Genomic DNA, 24,578 nt, shown 5'->3' on the forward strand with positions numbered 1-24,578 from the left:
CGCGGCCCGGCCCCGGGGGCGCGGGCTCATCCCGCGCCGCCGGGTCTTCGTCGTGCGGGGACGGCGAAGACGGCCTCGACCAGGAGTACGCGCTAGTCGTCCGTGCGCCGCTGCGGACGCGGTATCAGGTGCGGGGCGCCGGTCTGGGGGTGGGGGATGACGTCGCACGTCAGCCCGAAGACCTCCGCCACCAGGTCCGCCGTCAGGGTCTCGACGGGGGCGCCCTGCGCCACCACCGCACCCTCCTGGAGCACGATGAGGTGCGTCGCGTAGTGCGCCGCCTGATTGAGGTCGTGCAGCACCGCCGTGATCGCCCTGCCCCGCCGGTGCAGCTGCGCGCAGAGTTCGAGCAGGTCGTACTGGTGGGCCACGTCCAGGTACGTGGTGGGTTCGTCGAGCAGGACGTGCCGGGTGTCCTGGGCCAGGATCATCGCGATCCACGCCCGCTGCCGCTGGCCGCCGGACAACGCCGAAGCGGGGGTGTCCGCCAGCTCGGTCAGTCCCGTGTGGCGCAGCGCCCCCTGGATGTGCCGGTCGTCGTCGGGCGTCCATTGGCGCAGCAGCGTGTGGTGCGGGTGACGACCCCGCTGGACGAGTGCCCGTACCGTGATCCCGGCCGGTGTCTGCGGGTTCTGCGGCAGCAGGGCCACCTGCCGGGCGAACTGCTTGCCGCGCAGGGAGTGGATGTCCGTCCCGCCGAGGGTGAGCGTCCCGGAAGCCGGCTTGAGGACCCGGGCGAACGCCTTCAACAAGGTGGACTTCCCGGAACCGTTGGGTCCGATGATCGCGGTCAGGCCGTCCGTCGGCAGGTCCACGCTGACCCCGCGGACGACGGGCCGCCCGTCGTACGAGAGCGTGATGTCCCGGGCGGACAACCCGGCGGCGGACCCGTCCCGTTCGACGGCGGACACATCGGGCTTCGAGGTCATAGGGTGCCCTTTTTCCATTCGCGGATGAGCAGGTAGCCGAGGTAGATGCCGCCGATGCCCATCGTGTAGATGCCGACGGGCAGGTCGTCGGTGAGCGGCATGTGCTGGGCCGCCAGATCGGCCAGGACCAGCAGCACCGCTCCGGTCACGGCGGACACCATGATCCGGGGGCCGGGAGCGGGCGCCAGCCTGCGCGCGATCTGCGGGGCGGTCAACGCGATGAACGCGATGGGGCCGGCGACGGTCACCGCGCCCGCCGCCAGCGCGGTGGACAGCACCACGGCGGCGGTGCGGGTGCGGTGCGGGTCGGTGCCGAGGGCGGTGGACAACTCGTCGCCCATCTCGCCGATCGTCAGCCCGCGGGAGATCAACAGCGTCAACGGCACGGCGACCAGCAGCAGCGTCCAGACGGTGGAGACGTCGGTCCAGCTCCGGGTGGCGAGACTGCCGTTGAGGTACGAGGTCAGTACCGTCGCCTGGTCGCGCTCCACCGCGTACACCACGTACTGGGTCACGGCCGCCGCCAGCGCGGCCACGCCGATGCCGGCCACCACGAGGCGCCCCGGGTCACGGAAGCCCGTCCCGGTCGCCGCGTACACCACGCCCATCGCGCCCACGGCACCCACCAACGCCCCCAGCGACACCGGGAACCCCGGTGCGAGCAGGGCCACCAAAGCAGCCCCCGCGCCGGCACCGCCGCTCAACCCGATGACGTCGGGGCTCCCCAACGGATTGCGGGTCACGGACTGGAACAGCGCGCCCGCCACGGCGAACGCGGCGCCCGCCCCGATGCCGGTCAGCAGGCGCGGGCCGCGGAGCCGGTTGACGATCAGCTTGTCCATGCCCTCGGCGCCACCGGTGACCGCCGACGGCAGGTCGGCCGGCGCGATGCCCAGCCGCCCCAGGGTGAGGGTGGCCGCGGACGCCACCGCGAGCAGCACCAGCAGACCGGCCGAGACGCACAGCGCCCGGCCGTCCACGGGCAGGGCCACCACCCGCCCGAGCCTCAGCCGTGCCGGTGGGCGCGAAGGGGCCACGGACCCCGTGGGGGAGTCCGGCACGGTACGGGTCCTCATCGTCCACCCCTCGTCGGCTGTGTGCGGAGCCCGGCGACCTGCGCCGTGCCCCACGGTCCCGTCACCGCGCACGCGTGCGACACGTGCGCCCTTCCTCCGGTCCCGCTCACAGCGAGTGCTTCATCCGACGCAACGTGATCAGCAACGCGGGCGCCCCCACGAAGGCGGTGACGACGCCGACCATCAGTTCCTGCGGACGCAACAGCACCCGGCCGATGACGTCCGCGGCCAGCAGCAGCACTGGCCCCACCAATGCGGCCAGTGCGATCTGCCAGCGGTGGTCCGTTCCGACGAGACCGCGCACCACGTGCGGCACGGCGAGCCCCACGAAGGCGATCGGGCCGGGCGCCGCGGTCGCCGCGGCGGCGAGCAACACGGCCGCGCCCCAGCCGAGGGCCCGGGTCACCGCCGGGTTCGCCCCCAGCGAGGTCGCCGACTCGTCGCCCAGCGCCAGGGCGTTGAGCGCGGGCGCGACCAGGACGGCGATCAGCAGCCCCGTCGCCGCGAACGGCAACACGGACCACAGCACGTCGAAGTCCCGTCCGCCGAGGGCCCCGACGACCCAGTAGCGGTAGTTGTCGAAGGTCTGCGGACGGCTCAGCGTGACGGCCTGGATGTAGGCCATCAGCACCGCCGTCAGCACCGCGCCGGCGAGCACCAGCCGCACCGGACTGGAGGAGGCCCCGCTGAAACCGATCAGGTGGACCAGAGCGCCGGCCACCAGGGCGCCGGGCAGCGCCCACCACATCGCGGACGAGGAACCCGTGGCACCGAGGAACGCCGTGGCGGTGACCACGCCCGCCGCCGCACCGGTGTTGACGCCGAGCAGTCCCGGCTCCGCCAGCGGATTGCGGGTGATGCCCTGCATCAGCGTTCCGCACACCGCGAGGCAGGCCCCGGCGAGGACGCCGAGCAGGGTCCGTGGGTAGCGGCTCTCGACGACGGTCGTCAGATGCGCGTCGGCGTCACCGGACAGCACGTCCAGGACGTCGCCCGCGCTGGTGCTCATGCTGCCGAACATCACACTGGCGAGGGCCGCCGCCACCAACAGCAGCGCGGCCCCCACCAGACAGAGCACCAGCCGCGGAACGCCCGCGCGCGACGCGGTCCTGCGCGCGGGCGGGCTCACCGGGATCGTCATCCGTCGCCGGTCCTACTTGCCGGACTTCTCGATGGCCTTGTCGATCAGCGGCAGGTACCGCTCGATGCTCCACGGCACGGTCAGCGGGTTGATCATCGAGGAAGCGGTGACGAAGGGGTTCTCGTCACCCGCGACGACCGCGCCCTTCTCGATCGCGGGAATCGCCTTGTACAGCTTCTGCGACTCGATCTCCTTGCGGTTCTTCTCGTCCGAGTAGAACGTGAAGATCAGGTCGCTCTTGGCGAGCTTGTTGCCGTTCTCCAGGCCGATCAGCGAGGAGTCGGTGCCCTCGACCTCCTTGAAGGTGTCCGCGACCGGGTCGGCCTTCAGACCGAGCGAGGACACCACGGCGACGCGCTGCTCCTCGGTGCGGAACACCCCGAGCGTGCCGGGGCCGGTGTTGTAGATGTACGAGAAGGTGTGCTTCTTGTACTCGGGACGGCTCGCGGCGGCGTCCGCGAACGTCTTCTCGATCTCCTTGACGAGGACCTTGCTCTGCTCCGGCTTGCCGAGCGCCTTGGCGACGATCGCGATCTGCTCGTCCCAGTTGGTGCTCCACGCCTTGCCGGGGTAGGCGACCGTCGGCGCGATGTCCGTGAGCACGTCGTACTGCTTCTGCGTCACACCCGACCACGGCGCCAGGATGACGTCGGGCTTCAGCTCCGCGATGGCCTCGATGTCCAGGTTCTCGCCACCGGTGAACTGCTGGGGGAGCTTGTCGCCCTTCTTCGTCACCGCCTCGTGGATCCACGGCATGTAACCGGTCTTGTCGCTGCCCCACTCGTAGCGCTCCATGCCGACCGGCGTGTGGCCCAACGCGATCGCGGTCTCCGTGGAGCCGTGCCCGAGGGTGACGACCCGCTTGGGCTGCTCCGTGATCTTGGCGGTGCCCAGCGCGTTCTTGATGCTGATCGGGAAGGCGCCCTTGCTCTCGGTCCCGCCGGAGGCCTTCTTGTCCTCCTCCTCGGCGGAGCAGCCCGTGAGGACGAGGACGAGGGCGGCGGCCGGGACGACGGCGAGCGCCCGCAGGCCCGGACGGGTGGAGGTGAAGAGCATGAGGGTTCCTCTTGTCGGATGGCCCGGCGTGACGATGGGCATGCCGCCGTGGCCACGGCGGCGTGGCGGAACACGGGCGTGCCCGGGCGAGGCCGGGGAACTAAGGGGACCCTAAGTCTTTTGTAGGGTGAACATCAAATCCGGCCAGCCGGGACGGAATCCGGCCGCGGTCCGACGGGCGGGCGCGGCAGCACACGGTAGGGCGGTGGGGCACGGGTGCCCGGGGCCGCCGGGTCCGGGTCCGGGGCGACGGACCCGGACCCGGCGGCACGGCCCGGTCAGACCACCGCACCCGACTTGTCGCGCTGCTGCGGACGCACCCGGGGCTCGCGCCGTCGCTCCGGCCGCCGGGACTGGAGGATCACGGCGAGCGGGAGCGCGGTGAACACCGTGGACCCGATGCCCAGCAGCACCCCGGCCAGCAGCGCCACCGAGAAGTCGGCCAGCGAGTCCCCACCGAGCACGGCCAGCGCCACCAGCACGAACAACGCCCCCATGCCCGTGTTCACCGTCCGGGGCAAGGTCTGCGCGACGGCCTGGTCCGCGAGGTCGGGCCACGCACCGCGGGGCGCACCCCGCCGCAACTCCCGCAGCCGGTCCAGCACGACGACCGTGTCGTTGACGGAGTACCCGACCACCGTCAGGAGCGCGGCCAGGAACACGCTGTCGACCGGCTTGCCGAGCCAGGCGAACAGACCGATCACCAACAGCACGTCCTGCACCATCGAAGCGACCGCGGCCACCGCGAACGTCCAGCGGAACCGGACCGCGAGATAGGCGAGTTGCGCCGCCACCGCGACGGCCAGCGCGATCAGTGCGTGGGTGCGCAACTCATTGCCGAGGCTCGGCCCGATCCGGTCGTCACGCACCACGCTCGCCCCGCCGCCGACCTCGGCCAGCGCCTCCTTCACGGTCTGCTGCTCGTCGTCGGTCAGCTCCGTGATCCGTACGGTGATGTCGCTGTCACCGGACGACTGCACCACGGCGCGCGGGAACCCCGCGTCGGCGACCGCCTGCCGTGCCGTGTCCGCGTCGACGGTCTGCTCGGTGGTGTACTGCACGAGCCGGCCACCGGTGAACTCGACGCCGAACTCCAGACCGCGCACCCCGATCCCGGCGAGCGCCACCAACAGCAGACCGCCGCAGATCCCCAGCCAGCGCCGCCGCCGGTGCATCAGCCGCGGCGGGCGGTTCTCCAACCGGGTCCGCACCCGGCCCTTCATCGTCATGCCCGTCCACCCGGGGCGGCGCCGGACCGCTCCCCACTTCAGGGCCCACTCGGCGAACAGCCGCGTGATGAGCATCGCCGAGACCAGCGACGCCAGCACACCGATGGCGAGGGTCACCCCGAACCCCTTCACCGGCCCGCTGGCGAAGACGAACAACAACCCGGCCGCGAGCAGCGTCGTGACGTGCGAGTCGGCCACCGCGCTCCACGCCTTGCTGAACCCGACCCGCAGCGGGCGACGCAGATCGGTCGTGCGGGCCGTGGGCCGCAGGTACTCCTCCCGGGCCCGCTCGAAGACCAGGACGTTCGCGTCCACGGCGATGCCGATCGCCAGCACGAAACCGGCGAGCCCCGGCAGGGTCAGCGTCGCGCCGAGGGTGACCACCGCCGCGTAGGAGATCAGGCCGTACAGCCCGAGCGCCAGCGTCGCCAGCAGCCCCAGCAGCCGGTAGACGACGGTGATGAACACACCGGTGCACACCAGCCCGATCACCGCGGCCAGCGCGCTCGCCCGGATCGCGTCCGCGCCGAGCGTCGGACCGACCGTGCTCTGCTCCACCGTGGTCACCGGCACGGGCAGCGCCCCGCCCTTCACCAGGGCCGCCAGATCACGTGCCTCGTCCGCTCCGAAGCCACCGGTGATCTGCGCCGAACCGCCGGTGATCCCGGTGTCGCAGGGCACCGACTGCTCCATCCCCGGTGCCGACACGACCTTGTCGTCCAGCACGATCGCGACCCGCCGCGCCGGGTCGCCCGGCGCCTGGCACGCCGCCTCTCCGGTGATCCGGGCCCAGCTCTTGCCCGCGTCGTCGTGGAAGGACAACGAAACCGACCAGCCCCGGGCGCCCTGGGTGTCGAAGGACGTGTCGGCGTCCTTGACGCCCGCCCCGGTGAGCGCCGGCGGACCGAGTCGCAGGAAGCTGCCCGGTGCGTCCGGGTCGGGCAACGTACGGGAACCGTCCGCGCCGGGCGCGTCCGCCGCCCGGTCCGCCACGCCCTCCACGGAATGGAAGGTCAGCTGCGCGGTGCGGCCGATGACCTTGGCGGCCTCCCGGGGATCCTGGACCCCCGGCAGTTCGACGACGATGCGTCGTTCGCCGGAACGTGCCAGCGAGGGTTCGGCGACCCCCAACGCGTCCACCCGCTGGCGCAGCACCTCCAACGCGCGGTCGGTCGCGGCGGCGTCCGCCTTGACGGTGGGGGAGTCCCGGGTCTCCAGCACGATCCGGGTACCGCCCCGCAGATCCAGCCCGAGCCGGGGCTCGGTGGTCAGGGCGGCCAACAGGGACAGGGCGACCACGGCGAACGCGGCCAGTGCGCGCCAAAGAGGGGCACGAGATTTCATGAAGGCTCCACGGAGCGTCACACGGGCACGGTGGCGCCCGCGGACATGCAGGACGCGCGGGGTGCGAACCGCACCGCACGCGGGGACGGGAGGACGTCGTCCCCGACTCCGGGTGGGCCGGAGGGCGGGGCGGTGGACGTCCCGGGCGTCAACTGCTCCGGAAGACGGGCGGTGCGCGGGTGCTGCGCGGACCCGACGGGGGCTCGGGCGGTCCGCGCTCCCGCCAGGCGGCGACGACCGTGCCACGGGGCGCGGGTACGGCGTGGACCGCGGTGACCGGACCCGCGGGCGCGGGCGGATGCAGGGCGGGCCGACCGCTGTGCTCCCCGGCCACCGTGAGCTGCACGGCGGTCACGGGCCCCGACAACGGCTCGGCACGGAACGCGGCCGGACCGCTCGACGGCTCGGCCGGGCGGGGCACCGGCCCGGAACGTGCCGACGGCTGCGGGCCCGTGTCGCCACCCACCGGGTCCGTGCTCCCGGGGGCACGGTCGACCCCGGGGACGAGGGCGACGGGTCCACAGGTGGGGGGCGGGGAAACGAGGGCACTGCCGGCCGCCACCGAGGGGAACGCGGTCACGAGGAGCAGCAGCACGCCCCACACGAGGGCGGAGACGACTCCGCGTGCCGTCGGCCCGGTCCGCTGTCGCACGCTGTCCTCCCCTCGGTCACCGGACGTCCGTCCGACCGCCCCGCTGCTGCGTCGTCCACCGCGCGCGGGAACGAACCCGGTGCCGTGCGGCACCAGCGTAGGCGAACCGGCGACCGCCCGGGGCCCGGAGCGGACCGCCCTGGCCGGTCTTGTTCCGCGCCCGTGCCGATGGCACCCTTCCGACAGGTGACCGGCACCATGCCCACAGGGGGAAGCATGACCTTCACACGAGCCGTGACCATCGTCTCCGCCGCCCTCACCGCGGCGCTCCTCGTCGCAGGTGCGGCGGCGAGTGCGCACGCGACCGCGGGGGACAAGAAGGTCGAGGTGATCAAGGCCGCCGAGTAGGCCAGGACCCTCCCGCCGCCGGGCCCCGGCGCGAGCGCGCCGAAGTCCGGACGGGCAGCCCGTCCGGACCCGGTGGCGTGGCGCTCGGGCCACCACGGAACCGCTGCCCTGCTACCCCTGGTGTGCGGCGGGGCGGCAGCGGCGCGTGGAGTAGGCGTAGGTCAGTACCAGCAGGAGCGGACCCCACAACATCCCGGGGGCGATGCAGAGGCGGGCCAGTACCTGCCAGCCGCCACTGGTGAACTCGGCGACGTCGTGGAAGCCCAACCAGCCCAGCAGTCCGTACCCCCAGAAGGCCGTCGTGGCCAGACCGCCGAGGGCGGCGGGGACGATCACCGCGAGGGGAGGGATCCGCTTCCCTCCGACGAACGGCAGCCAGGCGGGGGCGACCTCCCCCCAGCCCCGTACCAGCCCGAAGGACAACAGCGCCAACGCCTCCGTGATCAAGCTCAGCCCGAAGACGTAGGGGACGGACACCCACAAGGACGACGGCATCGACCCTTCGCCGGCCAGCCCCATCTCGAAACCGAAGGCGAACGGCAGCCGCCACAGGCACTGGGGGAGCAACAGCAAGGGGATCGCATGGGCGAGGGCGGAAGCCCACTGCGGGACAGGGTGTCGGGTGCCGTGGGCGGTGGTGGTCGGGCGGGATCCGGTGAGTGCGGTCATGGCCTCAGCCTCGGGGACCCGCGGCGCCCGGTCGTCATGCCGGGGCGGTAGCCACCTCCGCCGGGAGGAGGGGCCCGCATCAGACTGCAGAGCTACCGGGGCAGAGCCACCGGGTCAGGTCTCCTCGCCCGCGATGCCCCGGCGGCACGACCAGCGGTCCAGATAGGCCGCCACGGCCTTCAGATCGCCCACCCCGGCGCGCAGCCCGACATGACCGTCGGGCCGCACCAGCAACAACGTGCCGTCCGGCAGCGCCCGCCGCTGCGCGGCCGTCGGTCGGACCGTCAGATGCGCCACCGGTAGGGCGTACTGCCGGGTGAGCGCACGCAGGGCCACGGCACCCGCCGCGGCTCCGCCGTCCGCGCCGATCCGTAGCAGCGTCCACTGGCGGTACGACAACAGGTCGTGCAGCCGACGGTCGCCCTCGCCGGTGGTCACCGGCAGATCGGGGAGCCGGTCCCCGGGACCCGGGCCGCCCCCGAAGCCCCGGCGGCCCGCGGACAGCCCACTGGCGCGGTGGTCGCGGGCGAAGTCGCTGAGCCGGTCGGCCCCGCGTCGCACGATCCGGTCGCTGCTCATCATCAGGGGCAGCAACCACCGGATCGCGGCGAAGGTGGCACGGTTCGGCGGCAGCTCCACGACGTTGCGTCGCATGGCACGCATCACCGAGCGGGCCGTGCGCCGCTGTTCGTCGTCATAGGTGTCGAGCAGCGCGTCCGGGGCCCAGCCGTAGTGGACGGCGGCGAGCTTCCAGCCGAGGTTGTGGGCACCCAGCAGACCGGTGTTGAGACCCCGGCCGCCGATCGGCGCCCACACATGGGCGCTGTCCCCGACCAACAGGGCCCGCCCCTCACGCAGCCGCCCGGCGATCCGGTCGTGGAACCGTGCACGATTCGCCCACCGCGGCTCCGACGGCTCCAGCCCGACCACCGGTTCCCCCGTCGCCGCCGCCACGACGGCCTCCATCTCCGGAACGCTCGGCGGCTCCCACCGGTCGGGATCGGGGTCGGGGAGGAACGCGTAGAACCTGGTCGCGCCGCCGGGAACCGGCCCCGCGACCAGGGTGACCCGGTGGTTGATGAAGATCTGCGTCACGTCCGCCCGGTACGGCTGGTTCCACCGGGGACGGGCGTTGAGCTGGACGCACTGCAAGTTGGCGCGGCGCTCGCCGTCGAAGGGGATGCCGAGCGTCCTGCGGACCAGGCTCCGCGAACCCTCACAGCTCACCACCCAGTGCGCGCCGACCGTGCGGACCCGGCCGTCGGGCCCCCGCAGGTCGACCTCCGCGCCCTCGGCGCCGACCTGGACGCCGATGCCCTCGGTGGACCACCTCACCTGCGTCCCCAACTCCTGGAGACGATCCCGCATCAGCGCCTCGACGGCGTCCTGCTCGATGGCCAGGGGCCCCGGGAAGGCGGTGTGCTCCATCTCCATCTCCTGGACCCCGGCGACGCGCCCCCGCACCCGGAACTCGCCCTGGCGCAGGCGCAGTCCACGAGCCACGATCGCGTCCGCGCAGCCGAGGTCCCGCAGGGTCTCCTGGGCCCGCTGCCAGATGACGCTGGCCCGGGGTTCGTGTTTGGTGTCGGCGCTCCTGTCCACGACGAGGACGTCCAGGCCGTACACCCGCAGCGCGATCGCCAGGGCCAGGCCGGTCGGCCCGGCCCCGATCACCACCACGTCCCGGGTGCTGCTCACACCGGGCTGCCCGCGCGGATGAACTCGACCAGCCGGGCGTAGCTGTCGCCGCCGTGTCCGGCCTCGACCGCACGCCGCGCCAGGCCCTCGAACACCTCGGGCAGTCCCGATCTGACCCCGCGCAACTCGCTGGCGTGGGACAGGACTTCCATCGTGCGCAGATGGAGGTCGAGGTCGAACTCCTCACCCGGATAGCGCCCGGCGTCGATGTGCGGGGCGTACGCGTTCATGAACGCCCGGACCGACCCCATCCAACGGTCCGCGATCTCGGTGTACGCCTGCGCGCTCACCCCGCCGCCGGGGCCGTCCGCACCGATCAGCGCCACCGCGTGCAACCAGCCCGTCAGGGTGCCCCAGAGCTGGCTCAGCAGGGCGGTGTCGTACACGGAGGGCAGCGCGGGATCGGTGCCCACGTGCAGGGGGTCGCCCAGCGCGGAGACCGTGTCGCGGTGCGCGGCGAAGGAATCGGCGGGGCCGCCGTACAACAGCATCGAGGTGGGGATGCCCACGCCCGCCGGGGTCGTGAGGATCACCCCGTCGAGGTAGTCGGCCGCGGCCCGCTCCACCAGCGCCGCCACCTCGCGCGCCTGCACCGGGGAACCGGAACTCAGATTGACCACCGTCCGCCCGCGCAACTGCGGCACCAGCGGGGTCAGTACCTCCTCGACGGCGTCGTACGAGGCCAGGCACACCACCACGACCGGACTCGCCATGACGGCCGCCGCCGCCGTGGGCTCCTCCCGCGCACCGTCCTCGACCAGGGCCTCGCCCCGCCCCGGAGAGCGGTTCCACACCGTCGTCGGATGACCGGCCGCCAGGAACGCGCCCGCCAGCGCCACCCCCATCGGTCCCAGCCCGAGGACCGTCACCTTCGCCCGCATCGCTTCGCCTCCTTAAGTCTTCACCGCGGTCTTCACCGCGTGGCCTTCCCGCCGCGTCGCACACCGCCGCAGCGCAGCCGGAGATGCCTCAGCCGGACACGCCTCAGCCGGACACGCCTCAACCGGCCGCGGCGTACCGGGCCGGCGTGCATGAATCGCTACTGAACGTAACGGGGTGGGCGGGTCCGTCGTGCCCCGGCAACCGTCTTATAGCTCGAAAGAAGTATTTATGATGCTTGCTGACGAACTGCGGGCAGGCTCCGGACGTGACTGACGATCTTGGGCCCGGCGCCGGGGCGTTGACACCCGGACATCCCTACTCCACGGCCCCCCAGGGGAGTTCGATGCGCGTGCCGTTCCCGCGTGCCCCGCGGCCCGCTCCCGTCCACCACGACGTGCGCCAGCTCGGCGGACCGCGTCCCGTTCCGCGCGCGTCGGAGGCCGTCGGATGAGCGTCTTCGACCTCCCCCGGCTCCACTTCGCGGGCACCGCCACGACCCGGCTGCCGACCGGACTGCGCTGCGGCCTGGTCGACCTCGCGACCCACCGCGTCCACGACGACGACGGCCCCGTCCCCCCGCACCGCCCGACCACCGAGTACCGGGACTTCCTCCGCCGGCGCGGCCCCCGCCACACCGCCGCCGGACGCCCGGACCCGGACGGCGAGTTCAGCGCCGCCGAAGGCTGGGACTTCGGGGGCAACGGCCACTTCTGGATGGACGCCCGGGTCGTCGGCGTCGAGACGGCCCCGCCCGACCAGATCCCCCCGGGAACCGGACCCGCCGTCGAGCGGGACGACCCCGTCGTGGGCACCCACGTCGACGTGTGGGGCCACTACAACCCGTACCTCCAGACCACCGTCAACCGGGCGCGGGTCTTCGACCTCGACCCCGCCTCCCGGTGGACGGCGGCCCTCATGGTCGGTCGTTTCGGCCTCGGCCGCCAGGGCCGGTCGCACGACGACGGATACCTGCTGACGGGCGGCGTCGAAGGGTACGCGCCGCCGCGCTGGGTGGGCTTCCAGCGCATTCGGGACGTGGGCGAGGGCACGCTCGCGCACCTCGCCCCGGAGCTCCGCTACAGCGCCGTGCACCAGTTCACCGTGGCGTACGACGCGCTCGACTGGCTTCCCGGCGCCGACGCCTCGGCGGCGGTCGCCGCACTGCGCGCCGGGCAGGGGGAGGCCGAAGGGCTCGTCGTCCAACTCGCCCTCGACTGCGCGGTCCCGCCCCGTTCGCCCGGCACCTTCCCCACCTGGCGGGTGCGGGGCACGATCGCCCCCCGGTACGCCCACGAACCCCGGACGCACCCCGCAGGACGACAACTCGTCCCCGTGCCCGCCGGACCGCTACGGCACCTCGCGGCCGAGGTGGCCCTCGGCCGCGCCGCCCTCAACCTGGTCACCGCCGTGCCCCTGGCCTCGCGCACCGAACACCGGGACGGTACCCGGCGCCCCGGGCCACCGGTCGACCTCGGCGACCTCGAACTGCGCACGGCGGTCACCGGACGGCTCGTCGCCCGGTTCCCCGCCGACACCTATCTGAGGGACACCACCCACGGCATCGTCTCCGTACCGGCCGCCCCCGACTGGCGCGCGGCCGGGGACGAGGCGCTCCACCTGGTCCGCGGCACCGAGCGGGGCACCGAGGTGCTGCTCGTCGAGCGGGAGACCACCGTCCACGTCGACGACCCCCTCCTGGTGCTGCACCACCGGGACCGCGCCCGGCAGCGCGACCACCAGGTGGCCGTGCCGCTGCGCACCTACCACCGCGGACGGCCCGCCGTCGCCACCGTCCACGTCCGCCAGTACCACAACCCCCGTGCCCTGCCCGGCGATCCCGTGGCCGGCTCCCCCCGGGCGCGCTGCGGCGACGCCGTGCTCCTCGGCACCCGGGGCAGCGACGACTACGGCCCCGGCTGCACCGTCACCACGGACCCCGAAGGACGCGGGCACCTCACCCTGCGCGGCGAGCACGCCGGCACCTGTCGCGTCCTGCTCGCCACCCGACCCGACGACGCGCCGCCCACCGACCCCACGGCACCCGGATCCGCCTGGACCGCCTACGACGACGAGGACGCCCTCGACTACTGGGCCGGGGCCGACCACCTCGCCGTCCGGGTGCTCCCCGACGACTGGCACCTCGACGAGATCCCCCGTGAGCAGGTCGACTTCGCGTTGCTCCACCGGGAAGTGCTGGCACTCTACGAGCACGTGTCCTCCTTCATGCGCACCGAGGTGTTCTCCCTCAGCGACCGCTGCAAGGTCGAGACGTACGCCCAGCTCGCCTGGCAGATGTGCGACCCCGCCAACCGCTCCAAGACGTACTACATGCCCCCCACCCGCGACCTCTCCGACCCGAAGGCCCGACTGTTCCTCGCCTTCCTGCGCAACCAGCAGTCCCGCGTGACGCCCCCGCTCACCGCCCCCGCACGCCTGCCCACCGAACCGGCCATCACCACCCGCAGCGCACTGCGGACCGCGCTCACCCAGGCCGCCGCGTTGGAACTCTCCGTCATGCTCCAGTACCTGTACGCCGCCTACTCGGTACCCACCCACGGCGCGGGCCTCGCCCTCGTCCGCCGCGGCGACTGGACCGCACGACAACTCGCCCTCGCCTGCGGCTCCGGGGGAGAAGGACTGCACGACGGAGTCCGCGGCACGCTCCTCAACGTCGCCCGCGAGGAAATGATCCACTTCCTGCTGGTGAACAACATCATCATGGCGATCGGCGAACCCTTCCAGGTCCCCGTCATCGACTTCACCACCATCAGCGCCGAGCTCCCGATCCGGCTCGACTTCGCGCTGGAGCCCCTGAACCTCGGCAGCGTGCAGCGCTTCATCGCCATCGAGCAGCCCTCGGCACTCACCCCGCGGGTCGCGCCCGCCGCCACGGCGACTCCCCCCGACCGGTTCACCTGGGGCTCGATCAGCGAACTGTACGCGGGCATCCGCGAGGGACTCACCCGCGTCCCGGACCTCTTCCTGGTCGACCAGGGGCGCGGCGGCGGTGAACACCACCTGTTCCTGCGGGAGTCCGTCAACACCGTCCATCCCGACTACCAGTTGGAAGTCGACGACCTCACCAGCGCACTCTTCGCGATCGACGTCATCACCGAGCAGGGCGAGGGCGCCGTCGACGACGGCCGGGCGTCCGCCGCCCAGGAATCCGAGGAGCCCTCCCACTTCGAGGCGTTCCTCCGGATCGAGGACGCCCTGACCTCGGAACGCGTCCCCGGCCCCCTCGGAAGGCCGGTTCCCTGGAACCCCGCCTATCCCGTGCTGCGCAACCCGAGCCTGCGCCCCGGCGACGGCATCCGCACCGAGATCACCGACCCCACCGCGCGGTCCGTCGCCACCCTGTTCAACCGTTCCTACCACCTCGCGCTCCAGCTGATGGCCCAGCACTTCGCCCAGAGCCCCGACGCCAGCCTGCGGCGCTCCAAGCTCATGAACGCCTCGATCGACGTCATGACCGGGATGATGCGTCCCCTGGGTGAACTCCTCGTCACCCTCGACTCCGGCCGGCACGGCAGAACCGCCGGCCCCACCTTCGAACTCGACGCCCCACCGGTCGCTCCGCCGCGCCCCGACGTCGCCCACCGGGCGCTCGCCCTCCGGTTCGCGCACTGCGCCGAGGCGGCCCGCGCCTGCCCGCCCGTTCCCGACAAGGTCGCCGAACTGATGGAGTTCTACGCGGACTTCTTCCGTCGCCTCGGCACCGGCTGAGCCCTGGTCGACGGGGCGCAGGGGCCGCACCGACGGTCCCACCCCCGTAGGGTCCGACCGGCCTGTACCTGTCGGATGCCGGTCTCGGCAGGTGGCGCAGCCACGACGGGGTTCTTCATGGACGAGACCCTCGCCGACCGGCGGCCCGTGCACGCGGACGTCACCGACACCGCTCCGACCCCGCCCGGGGTGGTCGCGGAGACCACCCCGGGCGAGGCCGGGCCGCTGACGGCACGGTGGCCGTCAGCGGGGGTCACCCGATGGACTGCGGGGTCAGTCGACCGACGACGGAACCGGCGCCGTGACGTCGGGCCGGCCCGGACCGCCGGTCGGGAAGGCGGCCGGATCGCTCCAGTCCGCGTCGAACGGCGGCGCCGTGTCCGTCCAGCGCTGGGCGACGGACGTCGTGTACCGCACCACCGCACCCTTCGCCCAGCCGTCGTGCTCCCGGACGGCGACCGTCAGCGTGCCCAGGGGCGTGCCGCGCTGCGCGTCGAACACGATCCGGAGTTCGGTCACACCGCCGGACTCGGGCACCGCCACCCCCCGTCCGGGGCGTCCCGAGCGGTCCTTCACCGTCCCGAGGGACCGAACGCCGGGACTCTCTGCCAACGCCCGGTACGCGGCGGCCCGAAGCTCCGTGCCGCTCGGGAGGTGGATCGCCAGGTTCACCAGGGTCGTGGTCACGATCCGCGACAGCACCTCGTCGGGCGCGTGGTACTTCCGCTTCGTCGCCGCCCGTACGCGCTCGCGCAACGCGACCGCCTCGGTGGGGAGGTCCCGCAGGTCGCCGGGGCCCAGCGCGCCGATCGGCTCCACGTCCCAGCCGTCGCCCGGAGCGTCCCGGTCCAGCAGGCCGTCCGCGCGGTGGCGCAGCGAGCCGCCGCCCGGGACCTGCCAGGTCCGCGGTGACCCCGCCGCCCGCCACGCCCGGACGTCGTCCGGCGTGGCGGGTCGGGTGCCCGTGCCCGTGCGGTCCGACCAGTGGTCCTCCGTCGTGCGGGCCACCCAGCGGCGAGTGGTGGTCCGCTCGTCCACGACGTACGGGGTGTCACCCGCCCCCGTCACCCGGTGCAACTCCCCTCGTGACTCCTCCTGGAACCAGTACGCTCCCCGTTGCTCCCCGGCGGTGCGTTCCAACGCCGTCGCCGCGGCCAGCAGGACGTCGTTGCCGAGCCCCGCACCGGGCCGCGCCTGCGAGTCCGCGCCGGCACCGGGGCCGTCGGACGGGAGCACCGCCACGGCGACCGCCGCCGCCACGGCCGCGGACACCAGCCCGGCCCCCCAGCCCCGCCGCCCCCAGCGCGGCGCGTGCGACGGCACCTCGACGCCCTGGTGGTCGGACGTCCGGCGCAGCGCCCGGGCCAACTCCCGTCGGCGCACCCCCGGCTCGGGGGCGGCGTCGCCCGCCAACTCCGCTGGCCGGGCCGCCGTCAGCCTGGCCATCACCTTCCGCTCGCGCTGCCTCATCCTCGTGCTTCCTCTCGTACGAACCGGCCCGTCAGGGGGAGGGGGGACGACGTGACCGCCGTGGCCTCGACCGCCCGGGTCAGACGTCTACGCGCCCGGTGCAGGCGCACCCGCATGGCCGCCGCGGAACAACCGACGACCCGTGCGGCCTGCGCGGGCGTCAGGCCCTGCCACGCCGCGAGCACCAGGACTTCGCGGTCCTCGTCCGCCAAGGCGGCCAGCGCGGCCAGCAAGGCGCTGCGGTCCGCCACGTCCTCGGCGATGTCGCCCGTGCCCTGCTGGCCGGAGCGCGCGGCCCAGTCCTGTAGCTCGGCTGCCAACGAGGCCCGCCGGACCTCCGCGCGCACCGTGTCGCGCAGGACGTTGCGCGCCACGCCCAACAGCCACGGGAGCGGATCGGGCGGTACGTCCTCCCAACGCCGCCAGGCGACCGTGAAGGTTTCGCTCACCACCTCGTCCGCGATCTGTCGGCCCGCCCTGGTCACGACATAGGCCCACACCCGCCCGCGACAGGCGTCGTACATTGCGGTGAAGCGGTCCGCGTCATCAGCCACCGCCCGCACCTCCGTCCCTCCGGGTCTCTCTCACACCGGGAAGTGGTGCGGGCGGGCCGATCGTTACCGCCGATCGCGGGACTCCGAGCCGTGACCTGCGTCACCCCGTACCGGTGTCGTGTCCGTCGGCCGGGCGGAGGGCCTCGGTCACCGCCCGGCCGCGGGCGGACAGCCGGTGGCCGACGTCCAGGCTCTCGGTGAGGCCCAGCTCCTTCAGCGTGCGCACGTCCCGTTTGAACGCGGGCCGGTCGCGCCCCAGCCGCTCGGCGAGCACCGCGGCGGGGGTGCCCGGCTCGTCCCGGAGCAACCGGAGGACGTCACCCGTCCACGGACCCCGTCGGGCGGCGGCGTCGATGCGCGCCAACCGGTCCCGTACCGCGTCGAGCTCGTCGCCCGTGAGGTCGGCGCGTTCGCGCAGGGCCACCCGGGGGTCGGCACCGGCGTACCGGAGCCCGATCCGGTGCAGCGCGCCCTCGGGGTGGCGGGCGAGCTGCGCCCAGAACGCCTCCGCCGAGCGGTGGCCGGCCCGCCGGACGTCGTCGGCGGTGACCTCCGCGTCCGTGATCGGCGTGACCTCCCCGATCTCGACCAGGCCGACGGCGGTGCGCAGCCGGGTGCCGGGCCGCACGGCCACCCGTTTCCACCTGCGGAAGGCGAGGGTGACGGTGCCGTCCCGGATGCCCTCCGCCGTCTGCTTCGTGAACAGCATGCGCGGACCTCCTCCTGCTGGTGGACGCGGTCGGGAAGACCGCGCGGGTCATTCTCACCACGACGAGACGTTCGTCGGAGCGGACGGGGACGAAAGTGGGCGGTGACCGTCGGATGCCCCCGCCTAGGGTGCTGTCGTGAACGTCGTACGAAGAATCCGGCCCCTGGTCCGATCCGTCCGGGGCTGGCTGACCGCGCCCGAACCCGGACTGACGGCGCCGGGCGCCCTGCCGGTGGCAGGGCGGGGACCGGCCAGGGAACTCCTGGTCGCCCTGGCGATGGCCCTGCTCGCCGCCGGCACCGAGGAACTGCTCGACGCCAGTGCGCTGTCCATGGCCGCGACCGCGGCCGGCGCCTTCGTGCTCTGGCTGCTCAGGCGGCGGTTGCCCGCCACCGTGCTGGTCGTCATGGGCGTACTGGGCGCACTCTTCGGCGGTTTCGCGGTCATGGAGTCGTTCATCGCCTGGTCGGCGGGGCGACGCATCGCCGTCGCGGGTCGCGCCCTGGCCGCGTTCGGACTCTCGTACGTGCTCTACATCGCCGTCGGGATCGCCGACCTGGGACTCTGGTCCCTGCGGTCCCCCGTCGCGCTCCTGATGCTGGGAACCCTCGCCTACGTCGCGACGGTCGTCGTCCCCGGGCTCGCCGGACGCTACTGGAGCCAGCGCCGCACCTTGCTGCACGCCCTCCACGACCGCAATGCGCAGCTCCTGTGGGAACGCGAGATGATCGCCGGTCAGGCACGGCTGCTCGAACGCCAGCGCATCGCCCAGGACATGCACGACAGCCTCGGCCACCAACTGGCACTGATCTCCGTACACACCGGAGCCCTGGAAGTCGATCCCGGTCTCACCCCGCGCCAGCGGGAGGCGGTCGGCGTGCTGCGCAACGCGTCCGTGACCGCGATGCACGAACTGCGCGAGGTGGTGGGCATCCTGCGGGACGGCATCGCGGGGCCCCCGGTGGACGGAGCGGGTCCGGCGGCCCGCGGGATCGCCGGCCTGGACGCGCTGGTGGCGGACGCCCAGCGGGCCGGCAGCACCGTCCGGCTGAGGCGGGCCGGCGAGGAACGACCGGTGGCCGCCGCCGTCGGACACGCCGCCTACCGCATCGTGCAGGAGGCCCTCACCAACGCGTTCAAGCACGCGCCGGGCGCCGCGATCGACGTGGCGCTGCGCTACGAACCCGACTCCCTGGTCGTCGAGGTCGTCAGCGACCGCGCCGCGCAGCAGCCCGCCGACGAGGTCGTCAGCGGTGGACAGGGCCTGACCGGGCTGCGGGAGCGGGCCCGGCTGGTCGGCGGCATCGTGCACGCCGGCCCCGCGGACGCCGGAGGGTTCCGGGTCGCAGGCGTGTTGCCCTACGGCACCGCGGAGCCCGGTGGACCGGCTCCCGCGCCGGCCGATGTCCCCCTCGGCGGCCCTCCGCCCCCCGCTGTCCAGGGCTCCGCACCAGGGCCCTTCGGCCCGCCGCCCAGTCGTCCGGCCGCGCCGTGGCCGGGCGGCGGCGGGCCCCCTGCGGGCGCCCCCGGGGGCTGGTCGCCGCAGCCGGTGCGCCGGGTCAGCGGGTTCGGGCTGGGCTGCGGCATCTCCGTCGCCGTCGTGATCGCCGGGTTGGCGGTGGTCGTCGTGGGGGGAATCCTCCTGTTCCGGTCGGCAACCGAGGAGATGGTCGACCGGTCGACCTACGAGGCGATACGCATCGGGACGCCGGAACGCACCGTGCGCGACCGGCTTCCCCGCGGGGACGGATTCCTCCACACGGGCCTGGACGGCAAGAAGGAGGCCCCGGCCGAACCCGTGGGGGCCACCTGCCTCACCCTCGTGTCATCGGAAACGAGCAGCAGCTGGAACACCGAGGCGGTTTTCCGGTTCTGCTTCAAAGACGGCAGACTGATCGAGAAGAAGTCGTTCGAGGTCACGTTGTAGCCGAGCCCGGAACCGGGGCGTCGGCAGGGTGGAGTGAGCACATGGCGGGGCCAGGGGTCAGGGTCGTCATCGCGGACGACGAGCCGCTCATCAGGGCGGGCATCCGGCTGATCCTCACCTCCGACCCGGAGATCGAGGTCGTGGCGGAGGCGGCGAACGGCCGTGAGGCCGTGGCCCTGGCCCTGGCCCACGCCCCGGACGTGGTCCTCCTCGACATCCAGATGCCGGTCATGGACGGACTCGCCGCCCTCGGCGAACTCCGCAGGGCCGCGCCGGCGGTACGGGCGATCATCCTGACCACCTTCGGGGAACGCGACAACGTGCTGCGCGCCCTGGAGTCCGGCGGCGCCGGCTTCCTGCTCAAGGACACCGCTCCCGCCGAACTGATCGGCGCGGTGCGGGCGGCGGCGGCCGGCGACGCCTACCTGTCACCGGCGGCCACCCGGCACGTGGTCGACCAACTGGCCTCGGACCGGACGGCGGCCCGTGGCGGCGCGGCCCGCGCACGGGTCGCCCAGCTCAGCGACCGGGAGCGGGACGTCCTCGCGCTGCTCGGGGAGGGGCTCTCCAACGCCGACACCGGACGGCGCCTCCACATGAGCGAGGCCACCGTGAAGACGTACGTGAGTCGCATCCTCGCCAAGTTGGAGTGCGACAACCGGGTGCAGGCGGCGCTCCTCGCACGGGACGCCGGCCTCGGCACCTGAACTCCCGACCCCTGACGCCGTGCCTGCGACCTTCGGTGCGGTGCCCGTCGACTTTCGTCGGCCGGTGAGGTGCCGCTCCGCGTCCGTGTCCCGGCCGCACCGTCGTGGATCGGGGGTGGGGCGCCGGCCCGGGCGAGCGGAACGTCGCGCCGGACGACGACGAACGGAGGACGCGCCGCCCACCCCCTTGACCGGCAGGATCGCCCCATGACCAGTGATGAAGGAACGAAGCCGAACCCGCAGCCGCTGACGCGGATAGGGGCGCACTGGCGGGTCGCCGGAGTGCTGGGAGCCGCGTGGGGATCGCTGCCGGACGACGTCGAGGGCGCGGACACCATCGGGACGGAGAACCTGTTGGCCGCCCTGACCACGGGCCGGAGCACGGCCAACAAGGCCCTCGCCCTCGCGGGCGTCACCGCCACCGCCACGATGGCCGTCCTGCGCGACCACCACGACGGCGCCGCCGTCTGGACGAGCACGGACGACGTCGAACACGCCGTGGGTTCGGTGGAATTGCTCGGCTCCGACGGGGACCGGCGCCGCAGACTGTCGGGTGCCGCCGCCCGCGCCTTCACCCACGCGAGGGACCTGGCCCGTCGTGAGGGCGCCGACGAGTACTCCCAGGAACACCTGTTGCGCGGGGTCCTCGCCGACCGGGGCAACCGCGCCACGGACCTGCTCACGACCTGCGGCGCCACCGTCGACGACGTCATCCGCCGGCTCGACGAACGCGACACCGGGCCGGCCGACGACGGGCTCCACCACCACCTGTGGCCCACCCGCGACACCCTTCTCGGCCGCTGCTCCCCGGATGCCGACTCCCTGTGGCGGCGCCTGCTGCTGCGCCTCGCCAGGGGTGCCAACCTCGCTGAGGCACCCCTCAGTTGGACCAGGATCGACGCCGCGCGCCTGGCCCGCTCGGCGGGCGGTGCGGCGGGTACCGAGCACCTGCTGTTGGCCGTCCTCGCCACCTACGAGGTGGCGCAGCGCTATCCGCACCTCGCGCTCGCCGGGCCCGGGCGTCCGGCCTCCTCCGGTGCCCCGACCGCGCCGGCCGACCGCTTCGCCGGTGGTGCCCGACTCCACGCGCTGGGTGCCGACTACCTCATGGTGCGTCGTGGGGTCGAGCAGTACGGTCATGAACTCGGCACGGACGACCGGGACGTCGACACCTACGCCGACGCGCTCCTTCCCGGGGACGGCACCGGCCCCCTCACCGACGCCTTGTTGCGGGGGGAGAACCGGGCCCGCCGGCTGCTGCTGACCCTGGGGCTGTCCGTGTAGCCGCCACGCGCCGGCGGCCCCCGACGCGGTCCGGTCGGACCGGAACGGGGCGTTCGACCGGCCGGGTTCCTCACCCGCCTGGTAAAACCCTGCTGGTCCAGACCTCTTGTGCGGTGTCGAGGGTGGGGTTACGTTGCTCCCTGGCCGCCGGGGGAAGCAGGGGTTCGGGCTTCTCCCGTGGTGCCTGATGGCACATCACTTCTGTTGTGAGACAAGGGAGTTGTGTTAATGCTGAGACGTCTGAGCGTGCTCGCCGGAGCCGCTGTCGCCGCTGCGGGACTGCTGTTCGCCACGGCGCAGCCCGCCTCCGCGGACCCCTTCTTCAAGCCGCGCAGCCACCACTCCTCGTACGCCGAGTGCGATGCGGCGGGGAAGGCGGGCAAGGACCTGTGGGGCCTGCTCTACAAGTGCGAGCCGTTCCCGACCAGGCCCGACGTCTACGTGTTGCTGGTGCGCATCTGAGTCTCGCGGGTAGCCCTTGCGCGGGGTCGTTCTCCGAATTCGGTCGGAGGGCGGCCCCGCGCAGTGCGTTCGCCCTGGTCGGGGTGGTGGAGCCAGGCATCCGTCCATTTTTAGGTCGAGTGACCTATAGTGGGTCCATGGACGAGCAACCCCAGGACGAACTGACCCATGACCCCGAGGGCCCGGTCCTCCTCGTCGGCGGATACGGAACCGTCGGCGCGGAACTGGCCCGCATGACGGCGTCCCGATGGCCCCTGCTGCTGGCCGGGCGGACCGTGACGCGCGGGGAGGAGCTGGCCCGGGAGACCGGCGCCCGACTCATCCGCTGGGACCTCGCCGAACCGCGGCCCTTCACCGCCGGTGTGCGGGCGGTGGTCACGGTCGTCAACGACCCCGACGACCGGGTGCTGCGGGCCGCCGTCCGCGCGGGCGTGCCCTACGTGGACCTCGCCCGGTGGACCGCGCGGGTCCAACGGGCGGCCACCGTCGCCGCGCTGCTGGGGCCCACCTCGCCGGTGCTCCTGTCCTCGGCGTGGATGGGCGGGGTGACCAGCCTCGCGGTCGCCGACCTCGCCGGGTCCCTCGGCGGCGCCGACACCGTGGAGGTGGCCATCCGCTGGGACCAGCGGGACCGGGCCGGCATCGACTCGGTCGCGTTCATGGACCGGTTCGGACTCGACTTCGAGGTGGTCGAGAACGGGCGCCGCCGCACCGTGATGCCGCTGGCCGACACCCGCACCGTCCGGGTGGGCGCCGCCGACCTCCGGGTCGCTCGGATCGACACCCCCGAACAGTTCACCCTGCCGTTGACGCTCGGCACGACCACCGCGGTCACCCGCATCGGCTTCAGCTCCGCCGCTTCCACCACCGCGCTGCTCGCTGCGAAGCGGCTCGGCTTCTTCCGCTGGGCGCGCGGCGAACGCTTCACCGCCGTGCGCCGCTCCCTGCTCTACGCACCCGGCGACGGCGGCACCGCAGCCCTCAGCGTCCGGGTCGCCCACGGGGGCCGCACCCTGACCGCGACCGTGACCGACCCCGCGGGCCAGGCCCACCTCACGGCCGTCGGCGGTGCCCTGGCGCTCGCCCGGGTCCTCGGCGCCGACGGCGCCCCCGCCCGGGCCGGGGTCACCTTCCCCGAACAGACCCCGCTCCCGCACGGCCTGGCCGAACGGCTCGCCGAGTACGGTGTCCGTCTGGAGACGACCACCGCGGCGGGTACGGGAGAGGAACGAGCGGCATGACGGACGGCCCCGCCGCGCGCCCCACCAACACCGGCAAGGGCGCACGCCGGCGCAACGAACTCCTCGACGCGGCCGAGCGGCTGCTGCTCGCCTCCGGGTACGCGGAACTCTCCGTGCGGGCCGTCGCCACCGAGGCCGGGGTCCGGCTCGGACACCTCCAGTACTACTTCCCCGCCCGCTCCGACCTGGTGGCCGCCGTCCTCGACCGGGTGCTCGGCCGCTCCCTGGACCGGCTGTGTCCGCTGTGGGCCGAGTCGCCGCACCCGGCCGGGCCGGAACCGGCGAGCCTGGTACGGGAGCTGCTGGCGGACCAGGACGACCCCGCCCTGGTCCGGCTGTTCACCGAACTCTGGGCCCTGGCGGCAGTCGACACCACCGTCGCCGACGCGGTCCGGGCGTTCTACACCGCCTACCGCGACCAGGTCGCCGCCCACCTCCGGCGTCGCCACCCGGCCCTGGCCGACGCGGAGTGCCGGGCCCGCGCCGAGGTCTTCGTGATGCTCATCGAGGGCGCGGCCCTGTTCCGCTCGGGGGTGGCCGCCCATCGGACCCCGCAGACGGACGACCGTCTCGTCAGCACGGCCGTCGCCCTGCTCACGGCCGGCGAGGGCTGACGGCCACGAGCGCCCGTCGCGGGTGCGTTCTCTCGTCCCACCTGCGATGTCAGGTTCTCCGAAGGTTGTTCGCAAGGCCCGCACGGCATGGTCGGCGGTGTCGTCACGGGGCGCTCGCCCCGCGGCCCACCGTCACCACCCGCCCACCGAGGGAGACCGGCCGTGCAGATCGCATCGAAGCCCACCAGAGCCGCCGTCAGCGCCGCACTGGGAGCGGTACTGATCCTGACCGGGGCCCAGAACGTGGGGGCCGCCCCCGCGTCCGCCGCCTCCGCGCCCGCCGAGCGTCAGGCCGCCGCGGCGGCGCCCAGCTACTACCTCAAGTTCGTCAAGCGCAAGGACACCGACTCCGACCGGACGACCACCCCGTACAACAACTCCAGACTCCACCTGATGCAGAGCGTCGCCGGCGCCGCCGACCGGACGATCGCGCACTACCGGGCGGGTTCCGGAGTGAACGGCCGGGTCTGCTCGGTGGGCAAGGGGTGGCTGCCCAACGGCAAGTACAAGATCGAGTTCCACCGGAAGAACTTCGACGGAATCATCAACGGTTACGTCATCAAGATCTCCGACAAGAGGTGCAGCAGCGCCGCCGGGGCCCCCACCCGGACCGCGCTGTTCATCCACAGCGAGATGAAGCCCAACGGCGGTCAGGGAAGCATCGAGTCCGAGCGCTGGGACGGCTACCGGGACTACAACTCCGAGGGCTGCATCAAGGTCCAACACACCAACATCAAGAAGCTGTTCGGCAAGATCGACACCCTTGGCTGGTCCCGGCTCAAGGGCCTGGTGGTCACCGGACCGTAACGCTCGGGAGCGCTCGCCGACCCGCTGAGCGGCGGTCGTGCGAGTCGGGGGAG

The 24,578-nt window shown here is 73.3% G+C and carries 21 protein-coding genes; 9 read left to right on the top strand and 12 right to left on the bottom strand.

Translation table 11 applies throughout. The annotated features are described in order from the left end of the window. Positions 1-92: 92 nt before the first annotated feature. The 6 genes from ACFWIA_RS24385 to ACFWIA_RS24410 all read right to left on the bottom strand — a co-directional run bounded on the left by ACFWIA_RS24385 (position 93) and on the right by ACFWIA_RS24410 (position 7,427). On the bottom strand, positions 93-929 hold the full coding sequence (locus tag ACFWIA_RS24385) for an ABC transporter ATP-binding protein (protein WP_387008481.1): 837 nt from the start codon (positions 927-929) through the stop codon (positions 93-95). Continuing rightward, a complete protein-coding gene (locus tag ACFWIA_RS24390) occupies positions 926-2,005 on the bottom strand; it encodes a FecCD family ABC transporter permease (protein WP_387008483.1) in 1,080 nt (359 codons plus the stop codon). Before ACFWIA_RS24390 ends, ACFWIA_RS24385 begins: the two co-directional genes overlap by 4 nt. A gap of 106 nt (positions 2,006-2,111) precedes the next feature. Further along, positions 2,112-3,146 carry a FecCD family ABC transporter permease gene (locus ACFWIA_RS24395; protein ID WP_387008485.1) on the bottom strand — a complete coding sequence of 345 codons (1,035 nt, stop codon included), beginning with the start codon at positions 3,144-3,146 and terminating at the stop codon, positions 2,112-2,114. A 12-nt stretch (positions 3,147-3,158) separates the two neighbouring features. Then, positions 3,159-4,202 carry an iron-siderophore ABC transporter substrate-binding protein gene (locus ACFWIA_RS24400; protein ID WP_387008487.1) on the bottom strand — a complete coding sequence of 348 codons (1,044 nt, stop codon included), beginning with the start codon at positions 4,200-4,202 and terminating at the stop codon, positions 3,159-3,161. Positions 4,203-4,480: 278 nt separating this feature from the next. Beyond that, entirely contained in the window at positions 4,481-6,775 is a 2,295-nt protein-coding gene (secD, locus tag ACFWIA_RS24405; protein WP_387008489.1) for a protein translocase subunit SecD, read from the bottom strand. 148 nt (positions 6,776-6,923) lie between these two features. Then, the gene (locus ACFWIA_RS24410) at positions 6,924-7,427 is read right to left on the bottom strand and encodes a hypothetical protein (protein ID WP_387008490.1); all 504 of its coding nucleotides are present in this window, start codon (positions 7,425-7,427) and stop codon (positions 6,924-6,926) included. A gap of 216 nt (positions 7,428-7,643) precedes the next feature. On the opposite strand from ACFWIA_RS24410, the gene ACFWIA_RS24415 reads away from it, so the two are divergent. Then, positions 7,644-7,775, top strand: a complete 132-nt coding sequence (locus ACFWIA_RS24415; RefSeq protein ID WP_387008492.1) for a hypothetical protein — start codon at positions 7,644-7,646, stop codon at positions 7,773-7,775. Positions 7,776-7,886: 111 nt separating this feature from the next. Here the strand turns inward: ACFWIA_RS24415 and ACFWIA_RS24420 are convergent, their stop codons facing one another. The 3 genes from ACFWIA_RS24420 to ACFWIA_RS24430 form a co-directional block, all read right to left on the bottom strand. After that, the gene (locus tag ACFWIA_RS24420) at positions 7,887-8,444 is read right to left on the bottom strand and encodes a hypothetical protein (RefSeq protein WP_387008494.1); all 558 of its coding nucleotides are present in this window, start codon (positions 8,442-8,444) and stop codon (positions 7,887-7,889) included. Positions 8,445-8,558: 114 nt separating this feature from the next. Further along, positions 8,559-10,142: an FAD-dependent monooxygenase gene (locus ACFWIA_RS24425; RefSeq protein ID WP_387008496.1), complete on the bottom strand. Its 1,584-nt coding sequence runs from the start codon at positions 10,140-10,142 to the stop codon at positions 8,559-8,561. After that, positions 10,139-11,023 carry an NAD(P)-dependent oxidoreductase gene (locus ACFWIA_RS24430; protein WP_387008498.1) on the bottom strand — a complete coding sequence of 295 codons (885 nt, stop codon included), beginning with the start codon at positions 11,021-11,023 and terminating at the stop codon, positions 10,139-10,141. The genes ACFWIA_RS24425 and ACFWIA_RS24430 overlap by 4 nt, the downstream gene beginning before the upstream one ends. 448 nt (positions 11,024-11,471) lie before the next feature. Between ACFWIA_RS24430 and ACFWIA_RS24435 the strand changes: the two genes are divergently transcribed. Next, complete coding sequence (locus ACFWIA_RS24435) at positions 11,472-14,750, top strand: ferritin-like domain-containing protein (protein ID WP_387008500.1); 3,279 nt, start codon at positions 11,472-11,474, stop codon at positions 14,748-14,750. A gap of 273 nt (positions 14,751-15,023) precedes the next feature. Here ACFWIA_RS24435 and ACFWIA_RS24440 read toward each other — a convergent pair whose 3' ends face one another. The 3 genes from ACFWIA_RS24440 to ACFWIA_RS24450 all read right to left on the bottom strand — a co-directional run bounded on the left by ACFWIA_RS24440 (position 15,024) and on the right by ACFWIA_RS24450 (position 17,483). Further along, positions 15,024-16,220, bottom strand: a complete 1,197-nt coding sequence (locus ACFWIA_RS24440; protein ID WP_387008502.1) for a CU044_5270 family protein — start codon at positions 16,218-16,220, stop codon at positions 15,024-15,026. Then, on the bottom strand, positions 16,217-16,774 hold the full coding sequence (locus ACFWIA_RS24445; protein ID WP_387008504.1) for an RNA polymerase sigma factor: 558 nt from the start codon (positions 16,772-16,774) through the stop codon (positions 16,217-16,219). The genes ACFWIA_RS24440 and ACFWIA_RS24445 overlap by 4 nt, the downstream gene beginning before the upstream one ends. Before the next feature lie 100 nt (positions 16,775-16,874). Beyond that, the gene (locus tag ACFWIA_RS24450; RefSeq protein WP_387008506.1) at positions 16,875-17,483 is read right to left on the bottom strand and encodes a hypothetical protein; all 609 of its coding nucleotides are present in this window, start codon (positions 17,481-17,483) and stop codon (positions 16,875-16,877) included. A gap of 136 nt (positions 17,484-17,619) precedes the next feature. Between ACFWIA_RS24450 and ACFWIA_RS24455 the strand changes: the two genes are divergently transcribed. From ACFWIA_RS24455 to ACFWIA_RS24485, 7 genes are all read left to right on the top strand, one after another. Further along, the gene (locus ACFWIA_RS24455; protein ID WP_387008508.1) at positions 17,620-19,410 is read left to right on the top strand and encodes a histidine kinase; all 1,791 of its coding nucleotides are present in this window, start codon (positions 17,620-17,622) and stop codon (positions 19,408-19,410) included. A 41-nt stretch (positions 19,411-19,451) separates the two neighbouring features. After that, positions 19,452-20,117 (top strand): response regulator, encoded by a 666-nt coding sequence (locus tag ACFWIA_RS24460; protein ID WP_387008511.1) that lies wholly within the window; start codon positions 19,452-19,454, stop codon positions 20,115-20,117. 207 nt (positions 20,118-20,324) lie between these two features. Further along, complete coding sequence (locus tag ACFWIA_RS24465) at positions 20,325-21,401, top strand: Clp protease N-terminal domain-containing protein (RefSeq protein WP_387008513.1); 1,077 nt, start codon at positions 20,325-20,327, stop codon at positions 21,399-21,401. Positions 21,402-21,629: 228 nt separating this feature from the next. Further along, positions 21,630-21,863 (top strand): hypothetical protein, encoded by a 234-nt coding sequence (locus tag ACFWIA_RS24470; RefSeq protein ID WP_387008514.1) that lies wholly within the window; start codon positions 21,630-21,632, stop codon positions 21,861-21,863. A 137-nt stretch (positions 21,864-22,000) separates the two neighbouring features. After that, positions 22,001-23,104 (top strand): saccharopine dehydrogenase, encoded by a 1,104-nt coding sequence (locus tag ACFWIA_RS24475; protein WP_387008516.1) that lies wholly within the window; start codon positions 22,001-22,003, stop codon positions 23,102-23,104. Further along, positions 23,101-23,718: a TetR/AcrR family transcriptional regulator gene (locus ACFWIA_RS24480; protein ID WP_387008518.1), complete on the top strand. Its 618-nt coding sequence runs from the start codon at positions 23,101-23,103 to the stop codon at positions 23,716-23,718. The genes ACFWIA_RS24475 and ACFWIA_RS24480 overlap by 4 nt, the downstream gene beginning before the upstream one ends. 162 nt (positions 23,719-23,880) lie before the next feature. Continuing rightward, the gene (locus tag ACFWIA_RS24485; RefSeq protein ID WP_387008520.1) at positions 23,881-24,525 is read left to right on the top strand and encodes a L,D-transpeptidase family protein; all 645 of its coding nucleotides are present in this window, start codon (positions 23,881-23,883) and stop codon (positions 24,523-24,525) included. Positions 24,526-24,578 lie beyond the last annotated feature (53 nt).

It is taken from the genome of Streptomyces sp. NPDC127068 (genome assembly GCF_042724695.1).
In the GTDB taxonomy this organism is placed as follows: Bacteria; Actinomycetota; Actinomycetes; order Streptomycetales; family Streptomycetaceae; genus Streptomyces.

Excerpts from the sequence above, each read along its gene's own strand:
- ACFWIA_RS24400 (WP_387008487.1), bottom strand. The coding sequence starts at position 4,202 with ATGCTCTTCACCTCCACCCGTCCGGGCCTGCGGGCGCTCGCCGTCGTC.
- ACFWIA_RS24460 (WP_387008511.1), top strand. The coding sequence starts at position 19,452 with ATGGCGGGGCCAGGGGTCAGGGTCGTCATCGCGGACGACGAGCCGCTC.
- ACFWIA_RS24385 (WP_387008481.1), bottom strand. The coding sequence starts at position 929 with ATGACCTCGAAGCCCGATGTGTCCGCCGTCGAACGGGACGGGTCCGCC.
- ACFWIA_RS24390 (WP_387008483.1), bottom strand. The coding sequence starts at position 2,005 with ATGAGGACCCGTACCGTGCCGGACTCCCCCACGGGGTCCGTGGCCCCT.
- ACFWIA_RS24450 (WP_387008506.1), bottom strand. The coding sequence starts at position 17,483 with ATGCTGTTCACGAAGCAGACGGCGGAGGGCATCCGGGACGGCACCGTC.
- ACFWIA_RS24420 (WP_387008494.1), bottom strand. The coding sequence starts at position 8,444 with ATGACCGCACTCACCGGATCCCGCCCGACCACCACCGCCCACGGCACC.
- ACFWIA_RS24435 (WP_387008500.1), top strand. The coding sequence starts at position 11,472 with ATGAGCGTCTTCGACCTCCCCCGGCTCCACTTCGCGGGCACCGCCACG.
- secD (WP_387008489.1), bottom strand. The coding sequence starts at position 6,775 with ATGAAATCTCGTGCCCCTCTTTGGCGCGCACTGGCCGCGTTCGCCGTG.
- ACFWIA_RS24480 (WP_387008518.1), top strand. The coding sequence starts at position 23,101 with ATGACGGACGGCCCCGCCGCGCGCCCCACCAACACCGGCAAGGGCGCA.
- ACFWIA_RS24470 (WP_387008514.1), top strand. The coding sequence starts at position 21,630 with ATGCTGAGACGTCTGAGCGTGCTCGCCGGAGCCGCTGTCGCCGCTGCG.
- ACFWIA_RS24415 (WP_387008492.1), top strand. The coding sequence starts at position 7,644 with ATGACCTTCACACGAGCCGTGACCATCGTCTCCGCCGCCCTCACCGCG.
- ACFWIA_RS24430 (WP_387008498.1), bottom strand. The coding sequence starts at position 11,023 with ATGCGGGCGAAGGTGACGGTCCTCGGGCTGGGACCGATGGGGGTGGCG.
- ACFWIA_RS24395 (WP_387008485.1), bottom strand. The coding sequence starts at position 3,146 with ATGACGATCCCGGTGAGCCCGCCCGCGCGCAGGACCGCGTCGCGCGCG.
- ACFWIA_RS24465 (WP_387008513.1), top strand. The coding sequence starts at position 20,325 with ATGACCAGTGATGAAGGAACGAAGCCGAACCCGCAGCCGCTGACGCGG.
- ACFWIA_RS24440 (WP_387008502.1), bottom strand. The coding sequence starts at position 16,220 with ATGAGGCAGCGCGAGCGGAAGGTGATGGCCAGGCTGACGGCGGCCCGG.
- ACFWIA_RS24475 (WP_387008516.1), top strand. The coding sequence starts at position 22,001 with ATGGACGAGCAACCCCAGGACGAACTGACCCATGACCCCGAGGGCCCG.